The organism is Pedobacter sp. Hv1 (genome assembly GCF_001412215.1).
Taxonomy (GTDB): domain Bacteria; phylum Bacteroidota; class Bacteroidia; order Sphingobacteriales; family Sphingobacteriaceae; genus Pedobacter.
Genome location: NZ_LLWP01000009.1, coordinates 339,844 through 364,768 on the forward strand (window position 1 = coordinate 339,844; position 24,925 = coordinate 364,768).

19 protein-coding genes are annotated in these 24,925 nt (G+C 36.7%); 8 read left to right on the forward strand and 11 right to left on the reverse strand.

Features of this window, described 5'->3' with window-relative positions; translation table 11 throughout:
• Positions 1-44: 44 nt before the first annotated feature.
• The 3 genes from AQF98_RS17675 to AQF98_RS17685 are packed head-to-tail and all read left to right on the forward strand — an operon-like array spanning position 45 to position 2,525.
• Positions 45-623: an RNA polymerase sigma factor gene (locus AQF98_RS17675; RefSeq protein ID WP_055133555.1), complete on the forward strand. Its 579-nt coding sequence runs from the start codon at positions 45-47 to the stop codon at positions 621-623.
• Positions 613-1,869, forward strand: coding sequence for a carboxypeptidase-like regulatory domain-containing protein (locus AQF98_RS17680; RefSeq protein ID WP_055133293.1), 1,257 nt, complete (start codon positions 613-615; stop codon positions 1,867-1,869). The genes AQF98_RS17675 and AQF98_RS17680 overlap by 11 nt, the downstream gene beginning before the upstream one ends.
• A gap of 41 nt (positions 1,870-1,910) precedes the next feature.
• Entirely contained in the window at positions 1,911-2,525 is a 615-nt protein-coding gene (locus AQF98_RS17685) for an FMN-binding negative transcriptional regulator (RefSeq protein WP_055133294.1), read from the forward strand.
• Between the two features lie 3 nt (positions 2,526-2,528).
• On the opposite strand, the gene AQF98_RS17690 is transcribed toward AQF98_RS17685, so the two are convergent.
• The 6 genes from AQF98_RS17690 to AQF98_RS17715 all read right to left on the reverse strand — a co-directional run bounded on the left by AQF98_RS17690 (position 2,529) and on the right by AQF98_RS17715 (position 7,919).
• Positions 2,529-3,830 carry an inorganic phosphate transporter gene (locus AQF98_RS17690; RefSeq protein ID WP_055133295.1) on the reverse strand — a complete coding sequence of 434 codons (1,302 nt, stop codon included), beginning with the start codon at positions 3,828-3,830 and terminating at the stop codon, positions 2,529-2,531.
• Between the two features lie 6 nt (positions 3,831-3,836).
• Positions 3,837-4,478 (reverse strand): DUF47 domain-containing protein, encoded by a 642-nt coding sequence (locus tag AQF98_RS17695; protein ID WP_055133296.1) that lies wholly within the window; start codon positions 4,476-4,478, stop codon positions 3,837-3,839.
• An 82-nt stretch (positions 4,479-4,560) separates the two neighbouring features.
• Entirely contained in the window at positions 4,561-5,586 is a 1,026-nt protein-coding gene (locus AQF98_RS17700; protein WP_055133297.1) for a cell wall metabolism sensor histidine kinase WalK, read from the reverse strand.
• A 90-nt stretch (positions 5,587-5,676) separates the two neighbouring features.
• Entirely contained in the window at positions 5,677-6,324 is a 648-nt protein-coding gene (locus AQF98_RS17705) for an HD domain-containing protein (protein WP_055133298.1), read from the reverse strand.
• Between the two features lie 80 nt (positions 6,325-6,404).
• Positions 6,405-6,647 carry a helix-turn-helix domain-containing protein gene (locus tag AQF98_RS17710; RefSeq protein WP_055133299.1) on the reverse strand — a complete coding sequence of 81 codons (243 nt, stop codon included), beginning with the start codon at positions 6,645-6,647 and terminating at the stop codon, positions 6,405-6,407.
• Positions 6,648-6,725: 78 nt separating this feature from the next.
• Positions 6,726-7,919 (reverse strand): class I SAM-dependent RNA methyltransferase, encoded by a 1,194-nt coding sequence (locus AQF98_RS17715; protein WP_055133556.1) that lies wholly within the window; start codon positions 7,917-7,919, stop codon positions 6,726-6,728.
• A 195-nt stretch (positions 7,920-8,114) separates the two neighbouring features.
• Between AQF98_RS17715 and AQF98_RS17720 the strand changes: the two genes are divergently transcribed.
• The 3 genes from AQF98_RS17720 to AQF98_RS17730 all read left to right on the forward strand — a co-directional run bounded on the left by AQF98_RS17720 (position 8,115) and on the right by AQF98_RS17730 (position 11,177).
• Positions 8,115-8,483, forward strand: coding sequence for a DUF3127 domain-containing protein (locus tag AQF98_RS17720; RefSeq protein ID WP_055133300.1), 369 nt, complete (start codon positions 8,115-8,117; stop codon positions 8,481-8,483).
• Between the two features lie 151 nt (positions 8,484-8,634).
• Positions 8,635-10,470, forward strand: coding sequence for a sensor histidine kinase KdpD (locus tag AQF98_RS17725; protein WP_055133301.1), 1,836 nt, complete (start codon positions 8,635-8,637; stop codon positions 10,468-10,470).
• Positions 10,471-10,481: 11 nt separating this feature from the next.
• The gene (locus AQF98_RS17730; RefSeq protein WP_055133302.1) at positions 10,482-11,177 is read left to right on the forward strand and encodes a response regulator transcription factor; all 696 of its coding nucleotides are present in this window, start codon (positions 10,482-10,484) and stop codon (positions 11,175-11,177) included.
• A 67-nt stretch (positions 11,178-11,244) separates the two neighbouring features.
• On the opposite strand, the gene AQF98_RS17735 is transcribed toward AQF98_RS17730, so the two are convergent.
• Both AQF98_RS17735 and AQF98_RS17740 read right to left on the reverse strand, forming a co-directional pair.
• Positions 11,245-12,024, reverse strand: coding sequence for a GLPGLI family protein (locus AQF98_RS17735; RefSeq protein WP_055133303.1), 780 nt, complete (start codon positions 12,022-12,024; stop codon positions 11,245-11,247).
• A 6-nt stretch (positions 12,025-12,030) separates the two neighbouring features.
• A complete protein-coding gene (locus AQF98_RS17740; protein ID WP_055133304.1) occupies positions 12,031-14,826 on the reverse strand; it encodes an outer membrane beta-barrel protein in 2,796 nt (931 codons plus the stop codon).
• A gap of 262 nt (positions 14,827-15,088) precedes the next feature.
• Between AQF98_RS17740 and AQF98_RS17745 the strand changes: the two genes are divergently transcribed.
• On the forward strand, positions 15,089-17,386 hold the full coding sequence (locus tag AQF98_RS17745) for a helix-turn-helix domain-containing protein (RefSeq protein WP_055133305.1): 2,298 nt from the start codon (positions 15,089-15,091) through the stop codon (positions 17,384-17,386).
• 243 nt (positions 17,387-17,629) lie between these two features.
• On the opposite strand, the gene dapF is transcribed toward AQF98_RS17745, so the two are convergent.
• Positions 17,630-18,412 (reverse strand): diaminopimelate epimerase, encoded by a 783-nt coding sequence (gene dapF / locus AQF98_RS17750; RefSeq protein WP_055133306.1) that lies wholly within the window; start codon positions 18,410-18,412, stop codon positions 17,630-17,632.
• Positions 18,413-18,585: 173 nt separating this feature from the next.
• Here dapF and AQF98_RS17755 point away from each other — a divergent pair, with 173 nt between their 5' ends.
• Positions 18,586-20,133, forward strand: coding sequence for a trypsin-like peptidase domain-containing protein (locus tag AQF98_RS17755; protein ID WP_055133307.1), 1,548 nt, complete (start codon positions 18,586-18,588; stop codon positions 20,131-20,133).
• A 230-nt stretch (positions 20,134-20,363) separates the two neighbouring features.
• Here the strand turns inward: AQF98_RS17755 and AQF98_RS17760 are convergent, their stop codons facing one another.
• Together AQF98_RS17760 and AQF98_RS17765 are read right to left on the reverse strand one after the other, a co-directional pair.
• Positions 20,364-21,818: a TolC family protein gene (locus tag AQF98_RS17760; RefSeq protein ID WP_055133308.1), complete on the reverse strand. Its 1,455-nt coding sequence runs from the start codon at positions 21,816-21,818 to the stop codon at positions 20,364-20,366.
• Between the two features lie 16 nt (positions 21,819-21,834).
• Positions 21,835-24,924, reverse strand: a complete 3,090-nt coding sequence (locus tag AQF98_RS17765) for an efflux RND transporter permease subunit (protein ID WP_055133309.1) — start codon at positions 24,922-24,924, stop codon at positions 21,835-21,837.
• Position 24,925: the final 1 nt, after the last annotated feature.

The following is a 24,925-nucleotide window of genomic DNA, read 5'->3' on the forward strand; positions in this document are numbered from 1 at the left end:
GAAAATATTTTTTATACTTGACTAGATTTAGCCGACAAGCCGATTTGAAGTTTATTAAAAATACCGCCCGAATAAATGAGCAGGATGATTCCTCGCTAATTGCCACTTATAAAGAAAGTGGTAACTTGGAGGTATTGGGTACACTCTACAATAAATACATGCATTTGGTGTTTGGGGTTTGTTTAAATTATTTCAAAGACGAAGAGCAGAGTAAAGATGCGGTAATGCAGATCTTTGAAGAGCTGGTGGTTAAGCTAAAGGTTCACGAAGTTCAGAACTTTAAAAGCTGGTTGCACGTATTGTCTAGAAACCATTGTTTAATGGCGTTGCGCAAAGCTGCAAAAAATCCAACGGTAGCCATGGAAGATAACTTTGTGGAAAATGCCGATTTTGTGCATCTAGATATTGATGATACAAAAGAAACGCAGCTTAGTGTGATGGAAAAGTGCATGGAAACCTTGCCAGAAGAACAACGTAAAAGTGTAGATTTGTTTTATTTGCAGGAGAAATGTTATAAGGAAGTTGCCGAATTAACAGGCTTTGATATGCTCAAAGTAAAGAGTTATATCCAAAATGGGAAAAGGAATTTAAAAATTTGTATCGAGAAGAACAGTGAGTTATAACGAGTGGTTAGATATAGAAGTATTGGAAGATTACCTTGATGGTAAACTTGATGCCAAAGCTATGCACCAGGTTGAGAAACTTTCATTGGAAGATCCTTTTGTGGCCGAAGCACTGGCTGGTCTAAGCCAATCGCCGCGAAGAAGCCAATCTTTGTCTTTATTACAAAAACAATTGCAAGAGCGTGTTGCCCAAAAACCTGTAGAACAGAAAAGATGGCGCATTACAGCCCAACGTTTAAGCATTGCTGCAACAGCAGCTGTTTTATTTGTTACGGTAAGTTTGTTGTTTTGGATGAAAGAAAGCAAACGTAGAGAGGTATTGGCAGGGCAACCTAAAAATGTGGATGTGAGTATTGCTCCAGAAGCCGTTAAAAGTAATCCAGAGGTTAAGGTAACACCGCCAGCCGAGGCAGCAATAGATAAAGCATTAGCAGATTCTAAAACCAATACTTTGGCCAATATTAAAAAACCAAAAGCGGTTGAAAATAGGGAAGTCCAATCTGTGGTGGCTGCAGCACCAACTTTAGATAGAAAAGCCGACGAAAGTAGTCTTATAGCAAAAGAAAGCCCAAGTGCAGTAATTGCAGCCGCACCTGCTCAAGTGTCAAGAGCGCTTAATGGGAAGGTGGCAGGGTTGGCTATTGCCAAAAACTTGGCTCAAGTAACTGGAAAGGTGACTGACGAAGGTGGTGCACCTATAATTGGAGCCTCGGTTAAATTAAGAGGAAGTAATCAAGTAACCAATACAAACACAAAGGGCGAATTTGTTTTAAACATAGATAGCAACCTTAGCAATCAAAAATTGGCTATAGGTTACTTGGGCTTTAAACAAAGAGAAGTAGAGATCAAAGCAAACGAACAAGTGAATGTGGCTTTGCAGCAAGATGAGCATGTTTTAAGCGAAGTTGTGGTTACAGGTTATGGCGAAGCCAAAAAGAAAGTAGTTACTCCAGCTTTATCGGGTTCAATTAGATCAACGCTTACACCAAATCCAGTAGAAGGTTGGGATAAGTTTGAACAATATTTGCTCAACAACAATAAATTATTGAACAATAAGGCCACAACAGGTAAAGTTGTGCAGTTGAGTTTTACCGTGAATGCAAAAGGGCGGCCAGTTGACATAAAGGTAGTTGGCACATTAACCAAGCTCAAAAATGACGAAGCCATTCGTTTAATTAAAGACGGACCAAATTGGGTAGTGCCTGCAAAAAGCCCATCGCAAGTTAATGTTAATGTCAGGTTCTAAACTGCCTTAAAAGCAGTTCTTCCATGTTATAATTCATTCTGATGTATAAAAGTTCTCAATTTGAAGAAAAAGATGCCGATAAAGTTTTGGCATTTATGCAAGCCCATCCCTTTATTACTTTGATAGGTTTTGATGGGGCTTATCCTGTAGCTACACAAGTTCCTGTTCAGGTTTGCCAAGATGAAGCAGGAATGCGCATTGTTGGCCATATCATGAGGAAAACCGATCATCACCTCGCCTATGCCAAAAATGAAAATGTAATGGCCCTTTTTACGGGTGCTCATGCTTATGTTAGTGCCGCTGTTTACGAAAATCCAGCAGTTGCGTCTACTTGGAACTATAGCTCGGTACAGGCCAAAGGCAAAATCAGGTTAATGAACAGTGATGAAACCCGAACAGTGATCATGCAGTTAACCGATCAATATGAAGATGCGGTTAATAGCCCAGCGTCATTCCATAAAATGGATGCTGCTTATATTGATCAGCATTTGAAGGCCATTGTAGGCTTCGAAATCAAGGTCGAAAATATCCACAATGTTTTTAAATTGAGCCAGAATCATTCGGCAACTAACCGAACAAATATTGTAGCCAATTTAAGTGCAAGTGATGATGCAGATTCTAAAAAGGTTGCAGCGCAGATGAAAGCACTAGATTAATTTTTAGTGAATGAAAACACTCAATAAATAGTAGATCAAGGCAGCCAATAAAGCAGATACCGGAATGGTTAATACCCATGCCCAGATCAGTTTAACGGTTACACCCCATTTTACTGCAGAAACACCTTTAGTTAAGCCAGAACCAATAATTGAACCAGTAATGGTATGTGTAGTACTTACAGGAATTTTTAAGTGCTCAGTAAAATATAAAGTTAATGCACCAGCAGTTTCTGCGGTTACACCTTCAAATGGGGTTACTTTGGTTATTTTTGAACCCATTGTTTTTACAATTTTCCATCCACCACTTAAGGTTCCGGCAGCAATTGCGCTATAACAAGCCAATGGAATCCATGGTGGCATGTGTCCTGCAATTTCTTCGCCGTTTGGCCCTTTAGATGGGAGCGCAACATGCAACCAAGCAGGTAGCTCGGTCATGGCAACACCACTAGTGTGGATATAAACCACCACTGCCGCGGCAATGATACCCATTACCTTTTGCGAGTCGTTACCGCCATGGCCTAAGCTAAATGAGGCCGATGATAACAATTGCATTTTTCTTAACCAAGCAGTAGATTGAGTTTGGTTTAAGCTGCTAAAAATTAAGCAGAAGAAACTAATAGATAGGATAATAAAGCCTACTAAAAGCCATTTGATATTATGAGATTCGAAAATTACACTGTAAAAATGAGAGTCGAAACGTGGTTTTTTAATTTCGCTGTACATTAACATCTGATTGCTGATGAACCAAATGGTACAGATCATTAAAGTTAGGGTAAACAACTTTGGCCAGATACTTTTTTTAGAAGAATGCAGTAGCCAAATAGAGATAAAATAAGAAACAATAGCCCCAATAAATGGCGCTAATACAATAAAACCAACAATAACCAATACACCTGTTGGCATTTCGCCAGCTTTACCTTCTTTATACCAGTTTACCACATTGATACCCGCATGGGCAATAGCTGCACCAGCAAAACCACCAATTAGCGTATGCGATGAGCTTGAAGGGATACCAAACCACCAGGTAAATAAATTCCAGATAATTGCGGCAATAACCCCTGCCAATATTACCACCAGGTTGATTTCCATGGTATTGGCTGTTTTTGCAACGGTATCTGCAACACCAAAACCAAAAACCCAATAGGCTAAAAAGTTAAAGAATGCCGCCCAAACTACTGCTTGGAAAGGCGTTAATACTTTAGTGGCAACAATAGTAGCGATTGCATTTGCAGCATCATGAAAGCCATTAATATAATCGAAAATTAGGGCTAATACAATGATTACCAAAAGGAGGGTTAGAGTCATGTTTTCTTAAGCGTTTTTAACCAAAATAGACTCTAGTACGTTAGCTGCATCTTCACATTTGTCTGTTGCAATTTCTAAAGTTTGTAAAATCTCTTTTTGTTTAATCAATTCTATTGCGTTGGTTTCAAATTCAAACAAACGTGCAATGGCTAAATTACAAACGTAATCAGCTTGGTTTTCTGCACTGTTAATTCTTACACAGGCATCAGCAATAACGCGGATATTTTTAAAGCTTCGTAATTCTTTAATTGCTTTTTCTAAATCGGCACACATTTCAACAAGCAATTCGGCCAGTTTAACCATGGCATCGCCAATATTGGTTACATTGTACAATTCGATGTTGCCAGCAGAAGCATGGATATAATCAGCAATGTCATCAATAGCACTAGCCAAAGAGTGAATATCCTCTCTGTCAAATGGCGTGATAAAGTTTTTACTTAATTCGATAAAGATCGTGTGGGTAATGTCGTCTCCAACATGTTCAAGGCGTTCAACTTCCTTAATGGCTTCTTTTCTTTTTTCCATGTCATTGGTGGTAACCACCACCAATAAGGCTTCAGAAATTTTTAAAACATTTGCACCTGCTTGTTCAAACAGTGGTTGAAATTTCTTGTCTTTAGGTGTAAAGAAGCTAAAAATGCTATTCATATTAAATTAAATATGATGCAAATCTAAAGTTAGTATGTTAAGTTAATGTTAACTCTTTCAACTATTTTAAGAGAAATTATTACTAACTGCCTTTTTGCAAGGTAAATGCAAAGGTGGTGCCTATGTTTGGTGTACTGCGTACAGAAATGGTCTGTTGGTGCGCTTCTAAGATATGTTTTACAATGGCCAGACCTAAACCAGTACCGCCTTCTTGACGTGAACGATGTGAATCTATTCTGTAAAAACGCTCAAACAACCTGGTTAAATGTTTTTCCTCAATCCCAATTCCATCATCGGTTACCTCAATTAAAAACTGATCGTGCAGCTCAAAAATCTTAATAGCGGTAGATCCATTCTGATTACCATATTTAATAGAGTTTTGGATCAGGTTGATCATCACCTGACGGATTTTTTCTCTATCGGCAAAGACAATGGTGGGTGCAGTGTATTTTTCTTTAAAAGAGAGTTTAATTTGGTGGGTCAATGCCCTATCTTCCAAATTCTCCATCACCTCTTTGGCCAAGATCACAAAGTCAAACTTCTCAAAATTGATCGGAATTTCTCCTGTTTCTAATTTAGATATCGAATCTAAATCGTTAATCAGGTAGCTTAAACGCTCCACATTGTTTTCGGCCTTCTTTAGAAATTTCATAGCCATTTCCGGATCGTCAACCATACAATCTTGCAGAGTTTCTATATAGCCTTGAATGGCAAAAAGTGGAGTCTTAAATTCGTGAGAAACGTTTGAAAGAAACTCTCGTCTAAATTGTTCCTGTTTTTTTAATAGGTCAATTTCCTTCTTTTTGGCACCGGCCCATTCTTTTACCTCTTGTTCTACATCATTAATAGGGTCAGAACTTACATATTCTCCTAAAGCTTCTTTTAAATCTTTACCCAGTTTAAGGTTATGGATCAGCTTGTAGATCAATTTAATTTTGGTGTAGATATATTTTTCTAACAGGTAATAGAAAACCAAAAAACTGGTTACAAAAGAAATCCCAAAAGAGATTAAAAGGTAATACCAACTACCCTGAAAGTGGTAGTTAACCAAGCCAATAGAAAGGCCAACGGCTAGTGCAGTGATCAGAACAAGGACGCTTAACTTCATAAAGCTAATTTACAATTTATAAGTTAAGTAAATGTTAAATTAAATAGGAGGATGAACTACTCTATAGGACTTTAGAAAGAAGATTTTGACTTACTTTTTGCCTTCCCATTCTCCATAAAACTGATCCAAATAGTCCAACATAAATTGGTGGCGTTGTGCAGCTATTGTTTTACCTGCATCGGTTTTCATCAAATCTTTTAGCAACAGGAGTTTTTCGTAGAAATGATTAATAGTTGGGGCAGTTGTATTTTTATACTCCTCCTTGCTCATATTCAGGTTTGGTTGAATTGCAGGATCATACAATACCCTATTTTTATAACCACCATAAGTAAAAGCTCTGGCAATGCCTATGGCACCGATGGCATCTAGTCTATCGGCATCTTGCACAATGTCTAATTCTTTAGAGGCAAATGTAATGTGGCCTAAACTTGCTTTGTAAGAGAGATTTCTAATGATTTCTTGTACATGCAAAATTATATCGGGAGCTAAGCCAATGCTTTCCATAAATGCTCCAGCTTTTTGTGGGCCTATTTCTTCATCGCCATTGTTAAACTTGCTATCGGCAATATCATGTAATAAGGCCGCCAATGCTACAATAAGTTCATCACCCTTTTCTATGGCATTAATGGCTTGGGCAGTTTTATATACGCGTTCTATATGAAACCAGTCGTGTCCAGTTTCTGCATTGGCCAAAGTAATTTTAACAAAGTTGATGGTTTGATCGATGATTTTTTGCATAAAAATATTCTATGCCCGCAAGTTATCGCGAATTTAAATGTAAACGGTTGAATGTTGAAAAGTTGTTCAGCGAAGCGTCTTTATTTTTTAAAAAGCGCTTGGTCAAAATAAAGTAGCTGGGTTACTTTTACATCTAAAATAAGGGCGATGTGAAAAAGCCTGTCTAAAGTAAGCTTACTATAGCTTAATTCTATTTTGCTGTATGCATTTTGAGAGATCTCTAATTTAGCGGCTAAATAATCTTGGGTATAGTTCCTGAATTCTCTGATCTTTCTAATGTTGCCTGCCACAACTTTCATTTCCTCTTTTAACTGATCTTTCATAGAATCAATAGGTTAATTATGAAGCTATAAACGCAAAAGAAGGGCCAACAGTTTTAGTTAATTTCTGTTTTTAGCAATTTAATCTAGTTTGGGCTTTGGCCTATCTTCTTCAGCCCTCCTTGTGCCATCATACAATTCGTACTCTAACATCCGGCAATCGAGCTTTCCGTTATAGAATTCTATTTTTTTATCGGCCCTTAAGCCAATTTTTTTGGCTAGGTCTGGATTACCTGTAAAAATATATCCAAAATAGCCCTTGCATTGTTTTTTCATAAAATCGCCAATGCGCTTGTAAGTCAATTCTAGTTTAGAGTGTACCCCTAAACGTTCGCCATACTCTGGATTAAACACCACTACACCTTTGCCACCTTCTGGAACCTGTGTTTCTTCAAAATCACAAACTTCAAAAGTAATTAATGTATCTACACCGGCAGTTTTGGCATTTTTGCGACTTACATCAACAGCATCTTCAGAAATGTCTGTTGCAATGATCTGAAAATCAATATTTTTAACTACTTGATCTTTTAATATTCTTCGCTCTGCAAAAAATACTTCTTCATCATAGCCCATAATGTGCATAAAACCATAATTCATTCTAAATAAACCCGGTCTGCGGTTGGTGGCCAACAAGGCCGCTTCAATGGCTAATGTTCCAGAACCACACATGGGGTTAACAAATGGAGATTTTTGGTCCCATTGTGTAGACAAAATTACGCTGGTAGCTAAAGCTTCTAACATTGGTGCTTTTCCAGGAATTTTGCGGTAACCATGTTTAGCAAGAGTTTCGCCACTGGTATCTAAAAATACATCAGCTTCATCATCTTTCCAATACAAGTGAACTACTGTTTTATTGGCATCTGCACCAGAATTCGGGCGGATACCCTTTTTGTCCTTAATACGATCTACAATAGCATCTTTTACCTTTAAGTTGGCAAAAAGTGGGGTAGTAATAGTTGGGTTATCTACATTAGAGGTTACAGAGAAGTAACCCGAAAAATCGATCAATTCTTCCCATTCCATAGCAACCAAAGCAGTATAAAGCTCATCTGGTGTGTTGGCTTTAAAACTATTGATGCAATATAAAATCTGACTAGCACATCTTAAATTGAGGTTGAGCTTAATACACTCGGTTAAAGTGATATTTAATTCAACACCTGTGGGGAAAGCCCTTACAATATCGTAGCCTAAAGCGGTAACTTCATCTTGTAAGTAGCTAGAAAGCCTTTTGTTGCAGGTAATAATTACCTTGCTTTTGGTTTGGAAAACTTGCATCATATCAATGGCAAAGTTACCAATAAAAAAAGAGATTTAGTTTGAAAATGGATTATCCATAATTGAAACGATAATAATTTCTTTACGATATAATTAATTAACTCTCTTGGGTGTGGAAAACTTGATGTGAATGATTGCAGATTTCTCAATAAAAATTGAGAGATTTGGTTTGATAGTATAATTATAAGTATTGAAATGGAAATTAAAGGCAAGGTGCACGAAATCGGTGCGTTACAACAAGTAAGTGAAACGTTTAAAAAACGTGATTTAATTATAGAATACGCAGAAAACCCTACTTATCCTGAATATATCAGGTTTGAAGCTTTACAAGATAAAACAGCTTTGTTCGATACGTTAAAAGCAGGTGATGAGGTAGAAGTTTCTTTCAATTTACGCGGTCGCCCGTGGACAAACAAAGAAGGAGTAACTTCATATTTTAATAGTTTAGTAGTTTGGCGTTTAACTGCATTAACAAATACAGCAGGTGCAGCGGCAGCTCCACAATATGCTGCTCCAGTAGATTTGAATGCACCAGCAGGTGAAGAGGATGATCTACCGTTTTAAGTAGTCTTTTAAGGAAAACAAATTTATAAATCAAAGCCATTCCGATCATCGGAATGGCTTTTTTGTTATTTAATTGATTGGTTTATATTGTGTTAAAAAGTGTTAAAACCAAATAACTTGCTCATTAATCATTTATTTTTGGATAGGTAAAATGAAAAAAAGAAGCCTTTGGTTAATCACGGCCCTAATGACCTTTGCATTGCTAGGTGTATTTGTAATGCAATTGTATTACATCAGGGAATCTTATAAGCTAAATTCTAAGCTGTTTGAACAAAACGTAAACCAGGCATTAAGTGCTGTGGTAAATAAAGTTCAGGCCCTAAATGCCGTAGATCATATTGGTAAAAAAGACTTAGATTTTAAATTAAAAAAAAGGCAAAATGATCTAGACCGAGCCCAAGAGTATGTAGATTTAAGAGATAGATTTAAAGAAGAAGAAGAGAAAAGGAAACAAGAGAACTTCCGTCAAATTGTAGAGGCCCTTAATTATCAGGATAAGCTGGTTAAAATGAACTTTGGCGATGGTGTTATTCTCTCTGAAGAAGAATACAATAACTTGCCTAATCTTTTACATTCGGGAGTATCGTTGATTACCAGAGATATCAAGGATAAAAACGGCAATCTAATCAGAACTACCTATTTGAGTTATGATCCGAATAGGGCAAAAACTTTTAACCTATCACCATCAAGTTTGCCAGATAGTATCAGATACCTGGTACAAGACCCTAGAGATGCTATGCCCTTGGCTGTTTCTGTGCCAACAGTAGACAGTACATTGGCTAAGAAGTTTAAAATTGAAGACGCCATTGCCAAAAGAAGATATACGCAGGCCTTGAACGATCTGAATGCGGATACCGCTCGATTATTAGATGATGGGAGTGTAAGTGTTTTTCAGGCTGCAGCTAAAGAAATGGCTGATAAAGATGTGCCATTGGCAGATCGGATACCAAGTAGAGATAAATTGGATACACTTATTAAAAGAGAATTGCTGAATAAAGGAATTAACCTCGATTACGATTTTTGGGTAAAATTGGCGAAGAAAGATTCTGTGTTATATAAGAATGTATCTCATATTACGAATGATGTATTGCCAAAGAATACCTATGGTTTTACACTATTTAATAAAGATATCATTAGAGACCCAGGTATTCTATTTGTGTATTTCCCTCAAAAAAATTCTTTGTTGCTAGACAATATATTTGCTACCATGGCCTCATCAGCAGCTTTATTGTTGGTGCTGATCTTTATCTTTACTTATACCATCTATGCCATTATCAGACAAAAGAAATTGTCTGAAATGAAAACTGACTTCATCAATAACATGACTCATGAGTTTAAAACACCCGTGGCTACCATCATGATTGCGAGTGAAGCTTTAAAAGATCCAGAAATTGTTGAAGATAAAAGCAGGATCAATCGTTTGGCAGGAATTATCTACGACGAAAATGTACGTTTGGGCAATCACATTGAGCGGGTGCTAAGTGTGGCCAGATTGGATAAAAAGGAAATTAATTTAGAGCATAACCCTGTTAACATTAACGACCTGATCACAGCTGTAGTAGATAGCATGAGTTTGCAATTGCAGAAAAAAAATGCAGACATTACCCTTAACCTCAATGCTGAACAAGAGATCATTATGGGCGATGAGTTACATTTGTCTAATGTAATTTATAACCTCATAGACAATGCAAATAAATATAGTTTAGACGCTCCAAAAATAATAATCAGTACAAAAAATACCACTAAAAATCTTTGTATAGAAGTTAGCGATGAAGGTATTGGGCTTACAAAAGACCAAACCAAACGTATTTTCGATCAGTTTTACAGGGTGCCAACTGGTAACCTACATGATGTAAAAGGTTTTGGATTAGGATTGAACTATGTGCAAGATATTGTTAGCCAGATGAATGGGAGTGTGAAAGTGCAGAGTGAAAAAGATAAGGGTACAACATTTGAGGTCACCATACCGTTTAAACAAAACAACTAATTAAAACACAAATGAAGAAAATTTTACTGGTAGAAGACGATCCCAACTTAGGGTTGTTATTGCAGGATTACTTGCAGCTAAAAGGCAAGTTTGATGTTGTATTGAGTATTGACGGTGAGGAAGGTTTGAAAGCCTTTTCTAAGCAGAGCTTCGATCTTTGTATTTTAGATGTAATGATGCCCAAAAAAGATGGGTTTACGCTTGGTAAAGAAATTAGGAAAATAAATCAGCATGTGCCCATTATTTTTGCTACTGCAAAGGCCATGATGGAAGATAAAGCACTAGCCTATGATTTAGGTGGAGACGATTACATTACAAAGCCTTTTCGTATTGAAGAGCTGTTGTTACGTATCAATGCTTTACTGAAAAGAGTAGCCACCAAAGAAAATCCAGTAAATGAGCCAGAACAAACCCAGTTTGAAATTGGTAAATATAATTTTGACTATACTACACAGTTGATCCATTTTAACGGGAAACAACAAAAGTTGTCTACTAAAGAAGCTGAGCTTTTACAGTTGTTGTGTTTAAAAAAGAATACGGTTTTAACCAGAGAAGAAGCGCTATTGAGCATTTGGCATGACGATAACTATTTTAATGGCAGAAGCATGGATGTTTTTTTAAGCAAGCTGCGCAAATATCTTAGAGAAGATCCGAAAGTAGAGATCTTAAATGTACATGGAAAAGGTTATAAGTTATTGGTTAACTAATCTCTATATCAATCAAAAAGAAAGCCCCAGTTAATTAACCGGGGCTTTCTTTTTGCATTTTTATTGTTTAGAGTAAAAAACCTTTGAGTGCATCTTGTGCGTATTCGCCCCAATCTTTCAAAGCAGCTTTTAAGGTGGTGATCAATTGTTTATTGTTAACAGGTTTGCCTTTTACAGGTGCCTTTAATTTATCGTCCGTTACAGGCTGGTCTAATACCGAGGTAGCAAACCAGGTTACATGTTCGTAAGGTAAGGCTACGCCCAATATCATCCCTGGTAGGCCTGTAAATGATTCTGGTCCGCCAGAAATGGGAATTTGATCGGTATAAAATGCAACCACATAAACAGAGTCCATAATCACTGCATTTGCCCTACGGCAATCGTAGCCAGCAATATTTCTAATTTCGTTGGTTATTTTCCAATTAATTTTTCGGGTACTATCTTTCACTAAATAGGTTTCCTCATATACTTTTTTCTGGCTAATGCTGGTGCCAACTTCAGTGTTCGTGAAAATGATATTATTTTGTGTAGAGGCTCCAAAATCATCTCCCCACATGGTATTAGGTGGGCCGTCGCTTTCAATGGGCTTAAATAACGTTTGCTCCTTGCTGAAAGTTAAGGTACTTTTTAAGCTTTTAAATTGAGGTTGGTTCTTTTGGTAATTCTCAAACATGGGTTTCATGTAGCTTTCGTTACGTGTATTGATCTGTTTTTTGATCAATGCGTACATATTCACCCTTTTCTCGTATTGAATAACACCCTGTGTTGCAAAGCGGGCATTTTGGGCAATTACTGTTTGTATTGTACACAACAGCAAACAGGTAATTATAATTTGATTTAATTTCATGTCTATTTAGTTTTTAGATACGCCACCCATTTTGTTAAAATCCCATGTAATTGAGTACATAAAATAGCGCCTAATTGTGCTATAGCTTGTTTGTGTAATCATGTTTTCAGAAGCATTTCTGTCAAAGCCTCTGTTTTGGTTCAAAAGATCGTTTCCAGTAATGCTCATTTTCAGATTTTCTCCTTTAAAGAAGCTTTTAGTAAGGCTAGAGTTCCAGATCACTTGGCTAAAGCTGCTGTTGAGCGATTGCGTTTTTCCATTATAGGTGTATTGGGCATCTGATTTTAATTGTATTTTGCCAGGGAAGAAAATAGCGAATGATCCACTACCTCGAAAACTCCACCCATCGTTATTTGAATTTTGGCGTAACGATAAGTTTTGTGTTCTATAACTCGGACCTCCATAAAATTGAATTTCGTATTTCTTCTCTTTTGATTTGCTTAGGTTAATACTAGCCGAATAATTATTGGTGTTGGTTTCATTGAGTTTGCTATTGATATAACTATAATTGGTACTTCCGTTCATGCTGAAATTCAGACCAAAATAAGTATCAAGAACGTTTATTTTTCTACCCAAATCTACAAACAGATTATAGTTGACAGGTGTCTTGTCTCTTAGGTTGATAGATTGCGATATGGTTTTGCCCGCATCATCGGTAATGGTATTATTGATAATCTGATTGTTTACAAAGCCATAACTACCACTAATATAAATGGATTGGTTGGTTAGTACTTTATAAGAGTTGTAACTGATACTAAAACTACTACTGTAAGAGGGTTTCAGGTCTGTATTACCCAATGTGATGTTCAATGGGTCGTCGTTTACTCTAACAGGTTGCAATTGTGTTAGGCTAGGCTGCGAAGTGTAACCATAATAATTTAACCTTAACGATTTTTGTTGCGACATCCTGTATTGATAACTTGCCTGCGGAATCCAATTTAGGAAACTTCTTTTGTATCGAGTATTGGAATAAGCTTCAGATTGATCGAAACTAACGGCATTGATCTTTGTACCCCAGTTTAACGTCGTTTTATTGCTTTTGTAGTTAAATACAGCACCTCCTTGATTGGTAATTTGTGTAGCCTCAAAATCATTACTAAACAGTGGGTCTAAGAGGTCGTATTTGCCAGGTGCAGAGGTATTATAAGAACGTTTATCGGCATTGCTGTTATTTAAACCAAAGCCGTAATTTAATAATAGTGAAAGTTTTTTACTAAAAGGTTCTGCATAGGTAATGTTCGAACTAAACGAATTAGATCTTAGTTTGTTGAGCTTAAATTGGTCTGTATTTTTAATACTATCCAATTGTCCGATAGGGCTGAAAAATTCGTTTTTGGCTTTTAAATAACCTTCGTTATCTTTCTCATTTACCATTTGAGCAATCTTAATCGAATAATTTCTCCCAGCTTTTTTTAGCTTTTTGGTATAAAAAGCCGAAATATTAAAAGTTTGTTCATCACCGTTGTTGCTTAGGTCTCTAGTTGATTTATTACTCAAGCTGTTATCGCCCCGTGTTGCAATGCTATTGAAATTACTCGATGTTTCGTTGTTCTTTAGAGTTCCATCAATCATGATCTTTAAATTAGAGGTGGTATCTAATTTAATCTGATAAGTGGCATCAACCTTCTGTCTAAACATGTAATTGTCGGTAAGCTTATCTTCGTTGGTATTGAGCATTCTTTCTGGTAAAGTATTTTGGTTGATGGTGTTTTTATTTGCTTTTACACTTAATGAACCAATTTTATAGTTTACATTGATCGATTCTTTGTCTTTGTTCCATTTGGTATCGTAATGGGCACCTCCGTTATTTGCTCTAGGTATGCCTTCGCCATCATATTGACCACCCCACGATTCCATTTCATCACCGCCACCTCCAAAAGAGACCATCATTCCTCCGTCTATAAATTGCATATCACCTCCGCCGCCGCCAAACCTATCACTATCGCCCCATGCAAGCCCTGTTTTATTGGTGTTACTTGTGGTACCATAAAGGGAGAATTTTTGCTTGGCCTTAAACTTATTGAACATCGCCTGGCCTTGGTAAAAACCATCAGATCCAATGCCTGCATCAACTTTCCCGAAATAACCGTTCTTTTTATCTTCCTTTAGTTTGATATTAATGGTTTGCGTGTTTTGTCCATCATCCACACCTGTAAAAGCCGCTTGATCGCTCTTTTTTTCAAATAATTGAACTTTATCAACCATATCTGCCCTCAAATTTTTGGTTACAAGCGTAGGGTCATCGCCAAAAAACTCTTCTCCATCTACCAGTACTTTAGGCACTGTTTTTCCTTGGGCAGTAATCTTTCCATCCTTGTCTACTTGTATACCAGGAAGTTTTTTTAATAAATCCTCTACCTTATCATTGGGCTGTATGGTATAACTAGCAGCATTAAACTCCGTAGTATCTCCTTTAATTTTGATGGCTGCAGCTTTACCCTTAACAATAATCTCATTTAATAATTGCGCTTTAGAGTTCATGCTAATTACTTTAAAATCTACACTAAGATTGGCAGAATCTAAAGCAAATGGAGCTACATAATCCACATAATTTGGATAGGTAAGCAATAAGATAAAATTGCCTTTTTTCATAGTCGGAATGGAGAATGTTCCATTGGCTGCTGCACGTGTAAACTTATAGAGCGTTGAGTCTTTTGCATTTAAAATGCTAATGGTTGCGTTGTGTAGTCGGCTGCTACTGGTAGTATCTGCAACAATACCTTTAATTTGATAAGGATTTTGTGCAAAAAGCCCACTGCTAAGGCCTAAAGACAGCAGTAGTGCAAGGTAAAATTGTTTCATTTAAGAGGTTTGTTTGGTGGAGCCAATATAAAACTAAAATTTTAATACTAAAAATTTAGTTGAATTATTTAACACTAAATAACATTATTTAACATAACGAAGAAAACAAATTTAAATACCCTAATTTTGCAGGCTATTTGCTTATAAAGAAGAATCGATAAGTAATACGCAATTTCTTTTTGTTCAAACTATATTTTTATCATAAGTATAAGGAGTACAAGACGAAAGCCGTATATTAAGTTGCCCGTGATTTAGACATACCATGTTACAACCATCAGAAGAACTACACCCCGCCCAACTTGCTGCTAAATTTATCAATTTAACATCAAGACATATTTTCTTAACCGGAAAGGCGGGCACGGGTAAGACTACATTTTTGCGTAACCTAATTTCGTTAACACATAAAAAGGCAGTTATTGTTGCACCTACAGGTATCGCAGCTATCAATGCAGCTGGGGTAACCATTCACTCGCTTTTTCAATTGCCCTTTGGCACTTTTTTACCCAAAGTAGCACCAACCACTACAGTTACAGAGTATCAGCATTACCATACCCCAAAATCTATCATCAAACATTTAAACATGAATGCCACCAAGCGCCGTATCCTGCTTGATCTGGAGTTATTGATTATTGATGAAGTGAGTATGCTCAGGGCTGACCTGTTAGATGCAATTGATATGGTATTGCGCTATATCCGTAAAAACAATGCTAGTTTTGGTGGTGTACAGCTGTTGTTTATTGGCGATTTGCATCAGTTGCCACCAGTTGTAAAAAATACAGAATGGAACTTGCTCAGTTCTTTTTATAAGAGTGCCTTCTTTTTTGATGCTTTGGCGCTTGAAAGAAGTAGACCGGTATACATCGAACTGGAAAAAATCTATCGTCAGGCAGATGAAACATTTATCCATTTGTTAAATAACTTACGCAATAACCAAGTTACCGAACAGGATATGGCTTTGCTTAAAACCTATTACAGAGCAAACTACCAACCTGAATTAACCGACAATTACATTACACTTACTACGCACAATAGCAAAGCAGATACACTCAATAAAAACAGTTTAAATGAGCTAAAGGGCAAGTCTTATTATTATGGAGCTGTTGTAGAAAAGGAATTTAGTGAGAGTGCTTATCCGGCAGAGAAAAGGTTGGAGCTAAAAGTTGGTGCTCAGGTAATGTTCATTAAAAATGATCCAACTGGCGAACAACGCTTTTTTAATGGAAAGATAGCAGTTGTAACTAAACTAAGTAACGATGTAATTGAAGTACAAGCTGATGGTAGGAGGCAAAGCTTGGTGATAGAAAAATATACTTGGAAAAATATCAAATATACCACCAACAAAACCACCAACGAAATAGAAGAAGAAATTGCTGGGACTTTTACCCAATTTCCACTAAAATTGGCCTGGGCAATTACGGTACACAAAAGCCAAGGTTTAACCTTTGATAAAGCAATTATTGATATTGGAGATGCCTTTGCCCCAGGACAGATCTATGTAGCACTTTCTAGATTGCGTTCGCTCGATGGTTTGATATTGACATCGTTAATTTCCAATAGAGGGATTAGACAAGACCAGAATGTAACCTATTTTGCAAGAACCAAAGAAGAACAGGAAGACTTAGGCATCCAAATTAAAAAGGAAAGCGATGCTTTTTTAAAACATTCACTTTTGCAAAGTTTTAGTTTTACGATACTTGATAATTATGTTTTCGAGCATGTTTTTAGTTATACCAAGGATGAAAAACGCTCGAATAAACAAACTCATTTAAAATGGGCAGTTAAGTTGCAACAAGATTTAATGTCATTAAAGGTAAATGCAGATAAGTTTTTGAAGCAAATAGAACGGTTGTTTATTGCTGGAGATACCGAAAGTTTAGCTTTATTGTTAGAAAGAACCGAAGCTGCAGAAGGGTACTTTAATCCACAATTGGAACAAATGAGCAATAGTATTTTTGAGCTTATTGAAGTTGTGAAAACAGAAAAACAGACGAAAGAATACTTGGCCGAACTTATTGATATGGAAGCCATGTTTTACGAGCAGTTTAAAAAAATACGCAAGGCAAAGGCCATGCTTGCTGCTGCAAATAAAGGAGTAGAATTAACCAAAGAAGAAGTGCTGGCTTTATACCAGAGTGCCAAAAGAGAGGAACAGGTTAAACAAGCCTATACACTGCCAAACAAAGAAGAATTCAACCCCTCGGCAGATGAATTTTATAGTAGGCCAAAAGCTGCTAAGAAGGCTAAAAGTGCCGCATTACCCAAAATAGATACCAAAGAGGTTACGCTTGTTCTATTTAAAGAGGGCAAAACATTGGCCGAAATTGCGAAAGAGCGAAAAATAACCCAAAGTACCATAGAAGGTCATTTGGCACATTTTGTAGCGAAACAAGAGATAGAAGCTAGTGAATTGGTTCCGGCTAAAAGATTGGCAGAGATTACGGCAACCATAGTTAAGTTAAAATCGATTAGGCTAAATGATCTTCGCGAACACTTGGGCAAATCTTATGCATTCGGTGAAATTAAAATTGCCATTGCAGCTTATTTGGCAGAGGGGAATTAGATTGGTGGGGAATAGTAGGTAGGGAATAGGAAATAGTTAATAGGAAATGGGAAATAGTAAATAGAGAATGGGGAATAGTTTGGAGGTGTAGAACTAAAACTATCAATTTGTAACCAATGCTTTTTTATCCTTGTTCATTAAATGCATTCTGCCTTATAACTCATATCTAGCATCTCACATCTCCTGTCTCACATCTCATCTCTCAAATCTCACAAAATCTGTCTTGATACTTGATACTAACTGCTAAACTTCTAGCGTTCCATCAAAAACTCTTTCTGCGGGGCCACATAAAAACACATTGGTAAATTTTGAGCCATCGTAATCAAAGTTGATCTGTAGTTTGCCACCCAAAACCTCAATTGGGGTTTGGATATGTCCGGCCTCCTTTTGTTGTGCCATTGCCATTGCCACCGCTGTTACGCCCGTACCACAAGCATAGGTTTCATCTTCTACGCCACGTTCAAAAGTGCGTACAAAAAAATGGTCGCCTTTATCTTCTACAAAGTTTACATTGATTCCGTTTTGTTGGTAAGTTGCATTGTTACGGATGGCTTTCCCAGTAGTAAATACATCCAGCTCTGCTAAATTCTGAACTTTTTCTACATAATGAGGAGAACCCGTATTTAAAACAAAAGCATTTCCGTCTTTGGTAATGGTGTCTACATCAATCATTTGAAGCTCTACCCAATTGCCTTCGGCTGTAATTTTGGCATAATGTGGGCCATCAACTGCCAAAAAATTGGTTTCACTGTCAATTATTCCCAAATGTTTGGCAAAAGCAACGATACAACGCCCCCCATTACCGCACATGCTACCTATGTTGCCATCAGCATTATAATAAACCATTTCAAAATCGTAGGTTGTATGCTTGGTCAAAAACATTAAACCATCAGCTCCAATTCCGAAACGACGGTCGCAAAGCTTAGCTACAAGCTCATTATCAATGTTTTTTAATTGACCATCAGTGTGATCTATTAAGATGAAATCATTGCCGGCACCTTGATATTTTGAGAATTTGATATTCATTATTTCTTCATTTAAGAATAAAATATTTGTTTATTGAAAATGAGAAATCTAAAGCTAAATTTGATTTAACATTTTTTAACACAAAATGAGATGTGTTACAAGTACAAATATCGTTTATATGGTATTAAATTTGAGTAAGTCATTCGTAAAAAGATAAATAAATAATATAAACAATGAAAAAAATAGGATTAATAGTGTTTGCTGCCTTTTTAGGAGGAGCAGTTGCAATTGGCGCTTATAAACTATTAGAGCGCAAAAATGATGGCTTTTCATTAACAGAAAAGCAAAACATGATGTTTGCCAGTAACCCAATTAAAGTTTCATCTGCTGGAGCAGTAGATTTTGTACAAGCTGCGGCTGCGGTTTCGCCAGCGGTAGTCCATATCAAGACCACCTATAATGCAAAAGCCTCTAACGATAACGGTAGTGGTATGCCAGACATGATTGAACAATTTTTTGGCGGAGGTGGCAGTAGAAGGTCACGTGTGCCAAGTGCAGCTTCGGGGTCTGGAGTAATCTTAACTGCCGATGGTTATATCGTAACCAACAATCACGTAGTAGATAATGCAGATAAAATTGAGGTGATCTTGTCTAACAGACGTAAGGTTACCGCAAAAGTAATTGGTAAAGATGCCAATACAGATTTGGCCTTAATTAAAGTTGATGTTACTGGTTTGCCATTTGTAAAAATGGGTAACTCAGATAATGTACAAGTTGGAGAATGGGTGTTGGCAGTGGGTTTCCCTTTAGATTTGCAAACTACCGTTACTGCGGGTATTGTAAGTGCCAAAGCAAGAAATATTGGTATTTTGAATAGAGAAAACCAATCTATGACCCAAGAAGAGTGGGCAGAAATGCAACGTACAGGTAAAAGACCAGAACGCCCTGCAAATAGTGCCATCGAATCTTATATCCAAACAGATGCAGCCATTAACCCAGGAAATAGTGGAGGCGCTTTGGTAAATGCCAATGGCGAACTAGTGGGTATTAATGCAGCCATTGCTTCAGAAACTGGTAGAAATGAAGGTTATGGTTTTGCAATTCCTGTAAACTTGGCTAAAAAAATCTTAGAAGATTTTAAACAATATGGCGTGGTAAAACGTGGATATATTGGGGTAACTTTTGCAGCATTAGATGCAGATAAAGCAGAAGAACTTAAAGTTAAAGAGATCAACGGTCTATATGTAAGTGGCGTAGTGCCTAACGGAGGTGCTGCTGCCGCAGGAATTAAAGAAGGCGATATCATTAAAAAAGTAGAAGGTGTAGAAATTTATGACTCGCCAGACCTACAAGAAAAAATTGGTCGTATGCGCCCTGGTGATAAAGTAGCTTTAACTGTTTTAAAAAGCGATGGATCTACCAAAAATGTGAGCGTAACTTTAAAGCCAGAAAGCAATGCAACTTTAGCATCTAATTCAACTGCTAATGCAAATAAAGCTACTGGTGTAAATGCTAGTGCACTAGGTGCAGAATTTGCTCCTGCCTCTGCAGCCATCAAATCAAAATATGGCATAACAAATGGCGTGGTGGTTACAAAAGTTGAGCCTGGCAAATTGTTTGATTATTATGATATTGCCAAAGGAGTAGTAATTACCAAGATCAATGGTAAAGCAGTAAACAGTGTTGATGAGGTAGAAAAAGCCTTGCCAACCTCTAGAGATGGAAAAACAACCATCACTGGAATTAGCGATCGTGGAATTTATACCATCTCGTTTCAATAAAGATTAATTAATAATACCTGTTATAACTTGGGGGAATGGCATTGTGCTGTTCCCCTTTTTTGTGCGCAAAAATTAGCTTTAAAAGTTATTACCTATCTACCGTAAATTGGTTATATCATAGATGATGATTTTCATTATATTGAAGCCATCTCAGTTACTATGAGCTGAGCGATGAAATTCAGAACAGTATTAATTCTTTGCATATTTTCTTATAACAAGAATGAGTAAAATCATTTTGGCAAAACCAATGACTTTTTCTTCTCAAAATCATATAAGGTAACTCTTCTTAATAGATAGTAGCCATCCCAATAGGCCCGCAGCGCCCCAATATATTCGCGGCGGGCATTGTCTTTTTCACCCTGCGCTAAGCTAATATCGGTAATGGAGAGTTTACCTGACTGATATAGGTTATTTGCGATATTAAATCGACGATGCGCAACCGAATCTGTTTTTTGTGCGAGAAGGATATTGGAGCTTAATAACTTCATATCAGTTATTAATGCAGTAATTTCCTGAAAAATAGTAATTTCATCAAACTCATTCGTTGTGAGAATCAGTTTTTCGAGTGACTTAGCCGTATTATATCTTGCTTTCCTTCTACCCCAATCCAAAAATGGGATATTAAATCCAAAACTAAATCTTTGTTGATCATTAGGATTTTTATATGCAGTACTAAGATTATTACCACTATTATTTAAGCCATAGCTTGCCGTAAGATTAGCCTGTTGTTTAGCGGATTTGGCAATAGCTACATCTCGAAAAGCTTCTTGCTTTTTTCTTTCAAAAGCTATAAATTCAGGTCGGTTTTCTTTGGCATATTTTAATGCTTCCTCCATATCAATAGTAAATATTGGTATGATTTGAGGAACTAAGAGATCTAATTCCTCGTTATTTTTTATGCCAATAAATGTTTTAAGATTAAGTTGTGCCTTACGATAATTATATCTAGCTTTTTCAAGATCTTGTTTACTACGTAGGGTTTGTAATTCCAATTGTAATAATTTATCTTCTGTTGTAGTACCTAAATTGATACGCTTTGTTTCAATATTATAATTAGTTTGTGAAACCAAAAGCCCACTTTGGGCTATCTGCATATTGTTTTGAGCATCAATTACATCAAAGTAGAAGCCAATAGCTTGTTGCGCAATATTTTCAATATCCTGTATATATTGCTTTTTTGATTCTTCAAGTTTTAATGGCTCAATCTTTTTTTTCCATTTTAACTCATTTGTCCCAAATAATGGTTGAGTCAGTTTTAAGAATATAGGCGTCGAGCTATATTGCTTTATTCTACCTTTGAAATCATCAAAACGTGTAAGATCAGTATTTAAAGACAATTCCCCGCCAGAAAAGGGAAGTTGTTGGCTTAAACTAAATCCTAGATTACTATTGCTCTGGCTAATTGACTGGAATTTAATAGATCCATCTGGCTGTCTAACACTAAAATATTCTTTGTTATATACTGGAAGATTCCCATATAAGGAAATTTGCGGATTAAGATCACTTTTGTAAGTAACAAATTGATAATAACTCAATTCCTTTTGCGTTTGAGCTAGTTTAGCTTTAAGTGATTTATCCTGAGCTTGTTCAATAACATGCTGTAAGGTAAAATTAGTCTTTTCCTGAGCATCTATGATGCTGGTATAACTAAAAAAAATAAAAATGACAATACTATATTTCTTCATACTTATTACTTAGCTATCAATTTTCTTTGTCAAATGGAGCAGCTAATTCATCTATTCTGTGTTTTTTTCTGTGGTTCCACTTGCTTATATACCAATAGGAGAGAGGTACAAACCATGTTGTGAAAAAAGTGCCAACCGTTAATCCACCAATGATAACTACTGCCAATGGTTTTTGTAGATCATTACCAATACCATCAATGAACAAAACAGGTACCATGGCTGTGCTGGTTGTTAAAGACACCATTAATAAAGGCTTTAGGCAGATAGTACCCGCTTCATGAATCATTCGATGTAGTAACATTTCATCATGATTAAGGCCTTCTGATAAGTACTTTTTTTCTAATCGGTTTAGTGTTTCTATTTTCAAGATCGGGTCATCCACTACAAGTCCCAAGATGACTACAAAGCCTACAGCCGCCATTATGTCTAGGGTTCCGCCGAATATCCAAAGACAAAACATGCCACCTGTGATCCCTAAAGGAATGGTTAACATCACAACAAATGGCTGTATTAAACTTTCGTATTGAATAGCTAGAATGAGATAGATCAGAAACAAAACAGTCAAAAAAATCCACCACATTGTGTTGAGCTGCTCCCTGTTCTCAAAATAGCGGCCATGGAAACTAACATTGTAGCCATTTTTTACACCTAACTTAATTATTTTAGTTTGGAAGGATTTTAGCCCATCTGAAGGCTCCTGTTCAAAAAGGAGGGAACGGTATTGACCTGTTTTATCAGCTGTAATAAACTTTGGCTGTTCTGCATACGAGATTGACACAAAGGTGGAAAGTGGGTAGTACTCTCCATTCCCTCCACGGATGGCACTATTTAATTTCCCTTGTAAATCTTCTTTTTCACTTTTTAATCTTATGGTTTTTATATCTCCAAAGCGTTTAATTTCAGAAACTGTATAGGAGCCAAACAGTTCTTCCAGCAATACCGAAATATTTTGTCTTCCAACCCCATACAATGCCATCTGGACTTCATTAAGAGTAATTTCTATATTAGTTTCAGTCAAAAAACCTTCTCCCATTGAAAAGCTATTTGTAGGTAATTCTTTTGTGATATTTCTGAGATTCTTCCAATCCTGATCCGGACTCATCGGGTTTAAGGGCTTGATGCGCACTTCAAGATATGGAGTTGATGTAGTGAATAACTGTGTGAACGCATTGGGTGCATCAATAATTTTAATATTTGCCCCCCGATAATTTTTGGATAACCATTGCTTTACTTTTACATCAATTTTTTCTTTCTCTTGTTGATTTTTGCAACCGAAATATAGTTCAGCCTTTTGTATACCATTGTTCTCTTGTTGTAGTAAGAACTGTTTAATACCCACTTCAGCCTCGGTCACTTCGCAAAAGGGTTGTATAATAGTTAGTAGTGTCTTTAGCCTTCTTAGGTTCTCATTTGCGTCAATGGGTTGGTTCCAATCAATTAATACTAAGCTTTCTTTCTTTTCTATTTGTGGTAAACTACTTATAGGTAGAAAGCTTGCTATCCAGATGCCTAAGGGCATAATGCTTATGGTAATAAGGAAATAACATAACTTATATTTTAAAATATGGCTGATCATTAGATGATACTTTTTTGATATCCAAGTATAAAAAGGAGTGTCTTCTTTTAGCTTGTCGGGAGGTGTTTTTAAAAAAAGTTGATATAGTAAGGGGGCTAATACAAAAGCGATGAGTAAGGATACCCCTAATGAAATAGAAAGGGCAATACTCTGATCCAATACCAATGCACCCGCAATACCGCTTAACAATACTAGAGGAACATATACCGCTACTGTGGTGAGTACTTGACTAATAACAGGCACTATTACCTCGTTAGTGCCTTGAACTGCACTTTCTTCCATGCTCATTCCACTGCGCCGCTTGCGAGTAATATTGTCAATGACTACAATGGAGTTATCAATAAGCATCCCAATGCCTAAGGCTAGACCAGAGAGAGAAATAATATTAAAGGAGATATTAAATAGTTTAAAGAAAATAAAAGTAATAACCAATGAAACCGGAATACTGATGCTCATTAATGTTGGAGAAGCCTTATTGCCTAACAATAGAAATAGTAAGCCAATAGTTAAAATGCCACCATAAATAAGATCTTGCCATAAATTGTCAATACCTGCCTCTAGTAAAAAAGACTGATCCTGTGACAGCACAAAATCAACCTGTGGGTAATCTTTTTTAAATTGTGCAACGGACAGTTCAATTAAGGCTACCAACTCGGTCATGCGACTATCGGGCTGTTTCTGAACAGTAACTGCCAAACCTTTAGTGCCATTAAACAGATGATAGCCCGTTAGTGTCTCTGGGTCTTGCGTGATGTTGGCAACTGATGATAGGGTAAGAATACTACCTCCTTTGGTTCTTATGGGCAGTTGCTTTATCATTTCAATACCATCTAATGCATTGGCTAACTTTACAAAATAACGATACTGCCCCTCTCGAAGGCTTAACCCCCCTAATTCCTGATTGGCATTACGGATGGATTCGGGAATAATAGATTCATTTAGTCCTAGGGCTAAAAGCGCCCGTTTATCTGGTTGTATATTAATGATACTTTGTTGCTTGCCATTAATGTCTACTAGAGAAACACCATCCAACTGTTCGAGCCTTTTCTTTAAAACCTTTTCTGTTAGATCAGATACCTGCTGATAGTTGGCATTTGCCTTAGGTAATACTTGCATCCGTATTATTGGGATATCTGAGGTGTTAATTCGCATAACCTGCGGACGAGTCAAATTTCTAGGTAAAACATTAGTTAGGCGATCTATTTTCTCATTAATTTCTATGTAAACTAGTCCCATATTGGTGCCGTATTCAAAAGTTAGATATACTAAGCCTATATGGTTTGCTGCCCGACTTTCTACCGTTTTCAACCCTTTAATATTAGATAGACCTTCTCTTATAGATCGAAGAATATTCTCTTCGAGTGTAACCGCGGCCGTGTTAGGATAATTGATACGAACAACAATCTGAGGAACGTCAACATTGGGCAATAAAGAAAGAGGTATCCTCTTTACTAGTATCAATCCGATGCTGATTAATGCAATAAAGATCATTAAAACAGCAATCGGACGTCTGATGAGAAAACGAACCATA

Coding starts and splice junctions, on each gene's coding strand:
- AQF98_RS17685 (WP_055133294.1), top strand. CDS start 1,911: ATGTATAAAAGTTCTCAATTTGAAGAAAAAGATGCCGATAAAGTTTTG.
- AQF98_RS17690 (WP_055133295.1), bottom strand. CDS start 3,830: ATGACTCTAACCCTCCTTTTGGTAATCATTGTATTAGCCCTAATTTTC.
- AQF98_RS17695 (WP_055133296.1), bottom strand. CDS start 4,478: ATGAATAGCATTTTTAGCTTCTTTACACCTAAAGACAAGAAATTTCAA.
- AQF98_RS17700 (WP_055133297.1), bottom strand. CDS start 5,586: ATGAAGTTAAGCGTCCTTGTTCTGATCACTGCACTAGCCGTTGGCCTT.
- AQF98_RS17705 (WP_055133298.1), bottom strand. CDS start 6,324: ATGCAAAAAATCATCGATCAAACCATCAACTTTGTTAAAATTACTTTG.
- AQF98_RS17710 (WP_055133299.1), bottom strand. CDS start 6,647: ATGAAAGATCAGTTAAAAGAGGAAATGAAAGTTGTGGCAGGCAACATT.
- AQF98_RS17715 (WP_055133556.1), bottom strand. CDS start 7,919: ATGCAAGTTTTCCAAACCAAAAGCAAGGTAATTATTACCTGCAACAAA.
- AQF98_RS17720 (WP_055133300.1), top strand. CDS start 8,115: ATGGAAATTAAAGGCAAGGTGCACGAAATCGGTGCGTTACAACAAGTA.
- AQF98_RS17725 (WP_055133301.1), top strand. CDS start 8,635: ATGAAAAAAAGAAGCCTTTGGTTAATCACGGCCCTAATGACCTTTGCA.
- AQF98_RS17730 (WP_055133302.1), top strand. CDS start 10,482: ATGAAGAAAATTTTACTGGTAGAAGACGATCCCAACTTAGGGTTGTTA.
- AQF98_RS17735 (WP_055133303.1), bottom strand. CDS start 12,024: ATGAAATTAAATCAAATTATAATTACCTGTTTGCTGTTGTGTACAATA.
- AQF98_RS17740 (WP_055133304.1), bottom strand. CDS start 14,826: ATGAAACAATTTTACCTTGCACTACTGCTGTCTTTAGGCCTTAGCAGT.
- AQF98_RS17745 (WP_055133305.1), top strand. CDS start 15,089: ATGTTACAACCATCAGAAGAACTACACCCCGCCCAACTTGCTGCTAAA.
- dapF (WP_055133306.1), bottom strand. CDS start 18,412: ATGAATATCAAATTCTCAAAATATCAAGGTGCCGGCAATGATTTCATC.
- AQF98_RS17755 (WP_055133307.1), top strand. CDS start 18,586: ATGAAAAAAATAGGATTAATAGTGTTTGCTGCCTTTTTAGGAGGAGCA.
- AQF98_RS17760 (WP_055133308.1), bottom strand. CDS start 21,818: ATGAAGAAATATAGTATTGTCATTTTTATTTTTTTTAGTTATACCAGC.
- AQF98_RS17765 (WP_055133309.1), bottom strand. CDS start 24,924: ATGGTTCGTTTTCTCATCAGACGTCCGATTGCTGTTTTAATGATCTTT.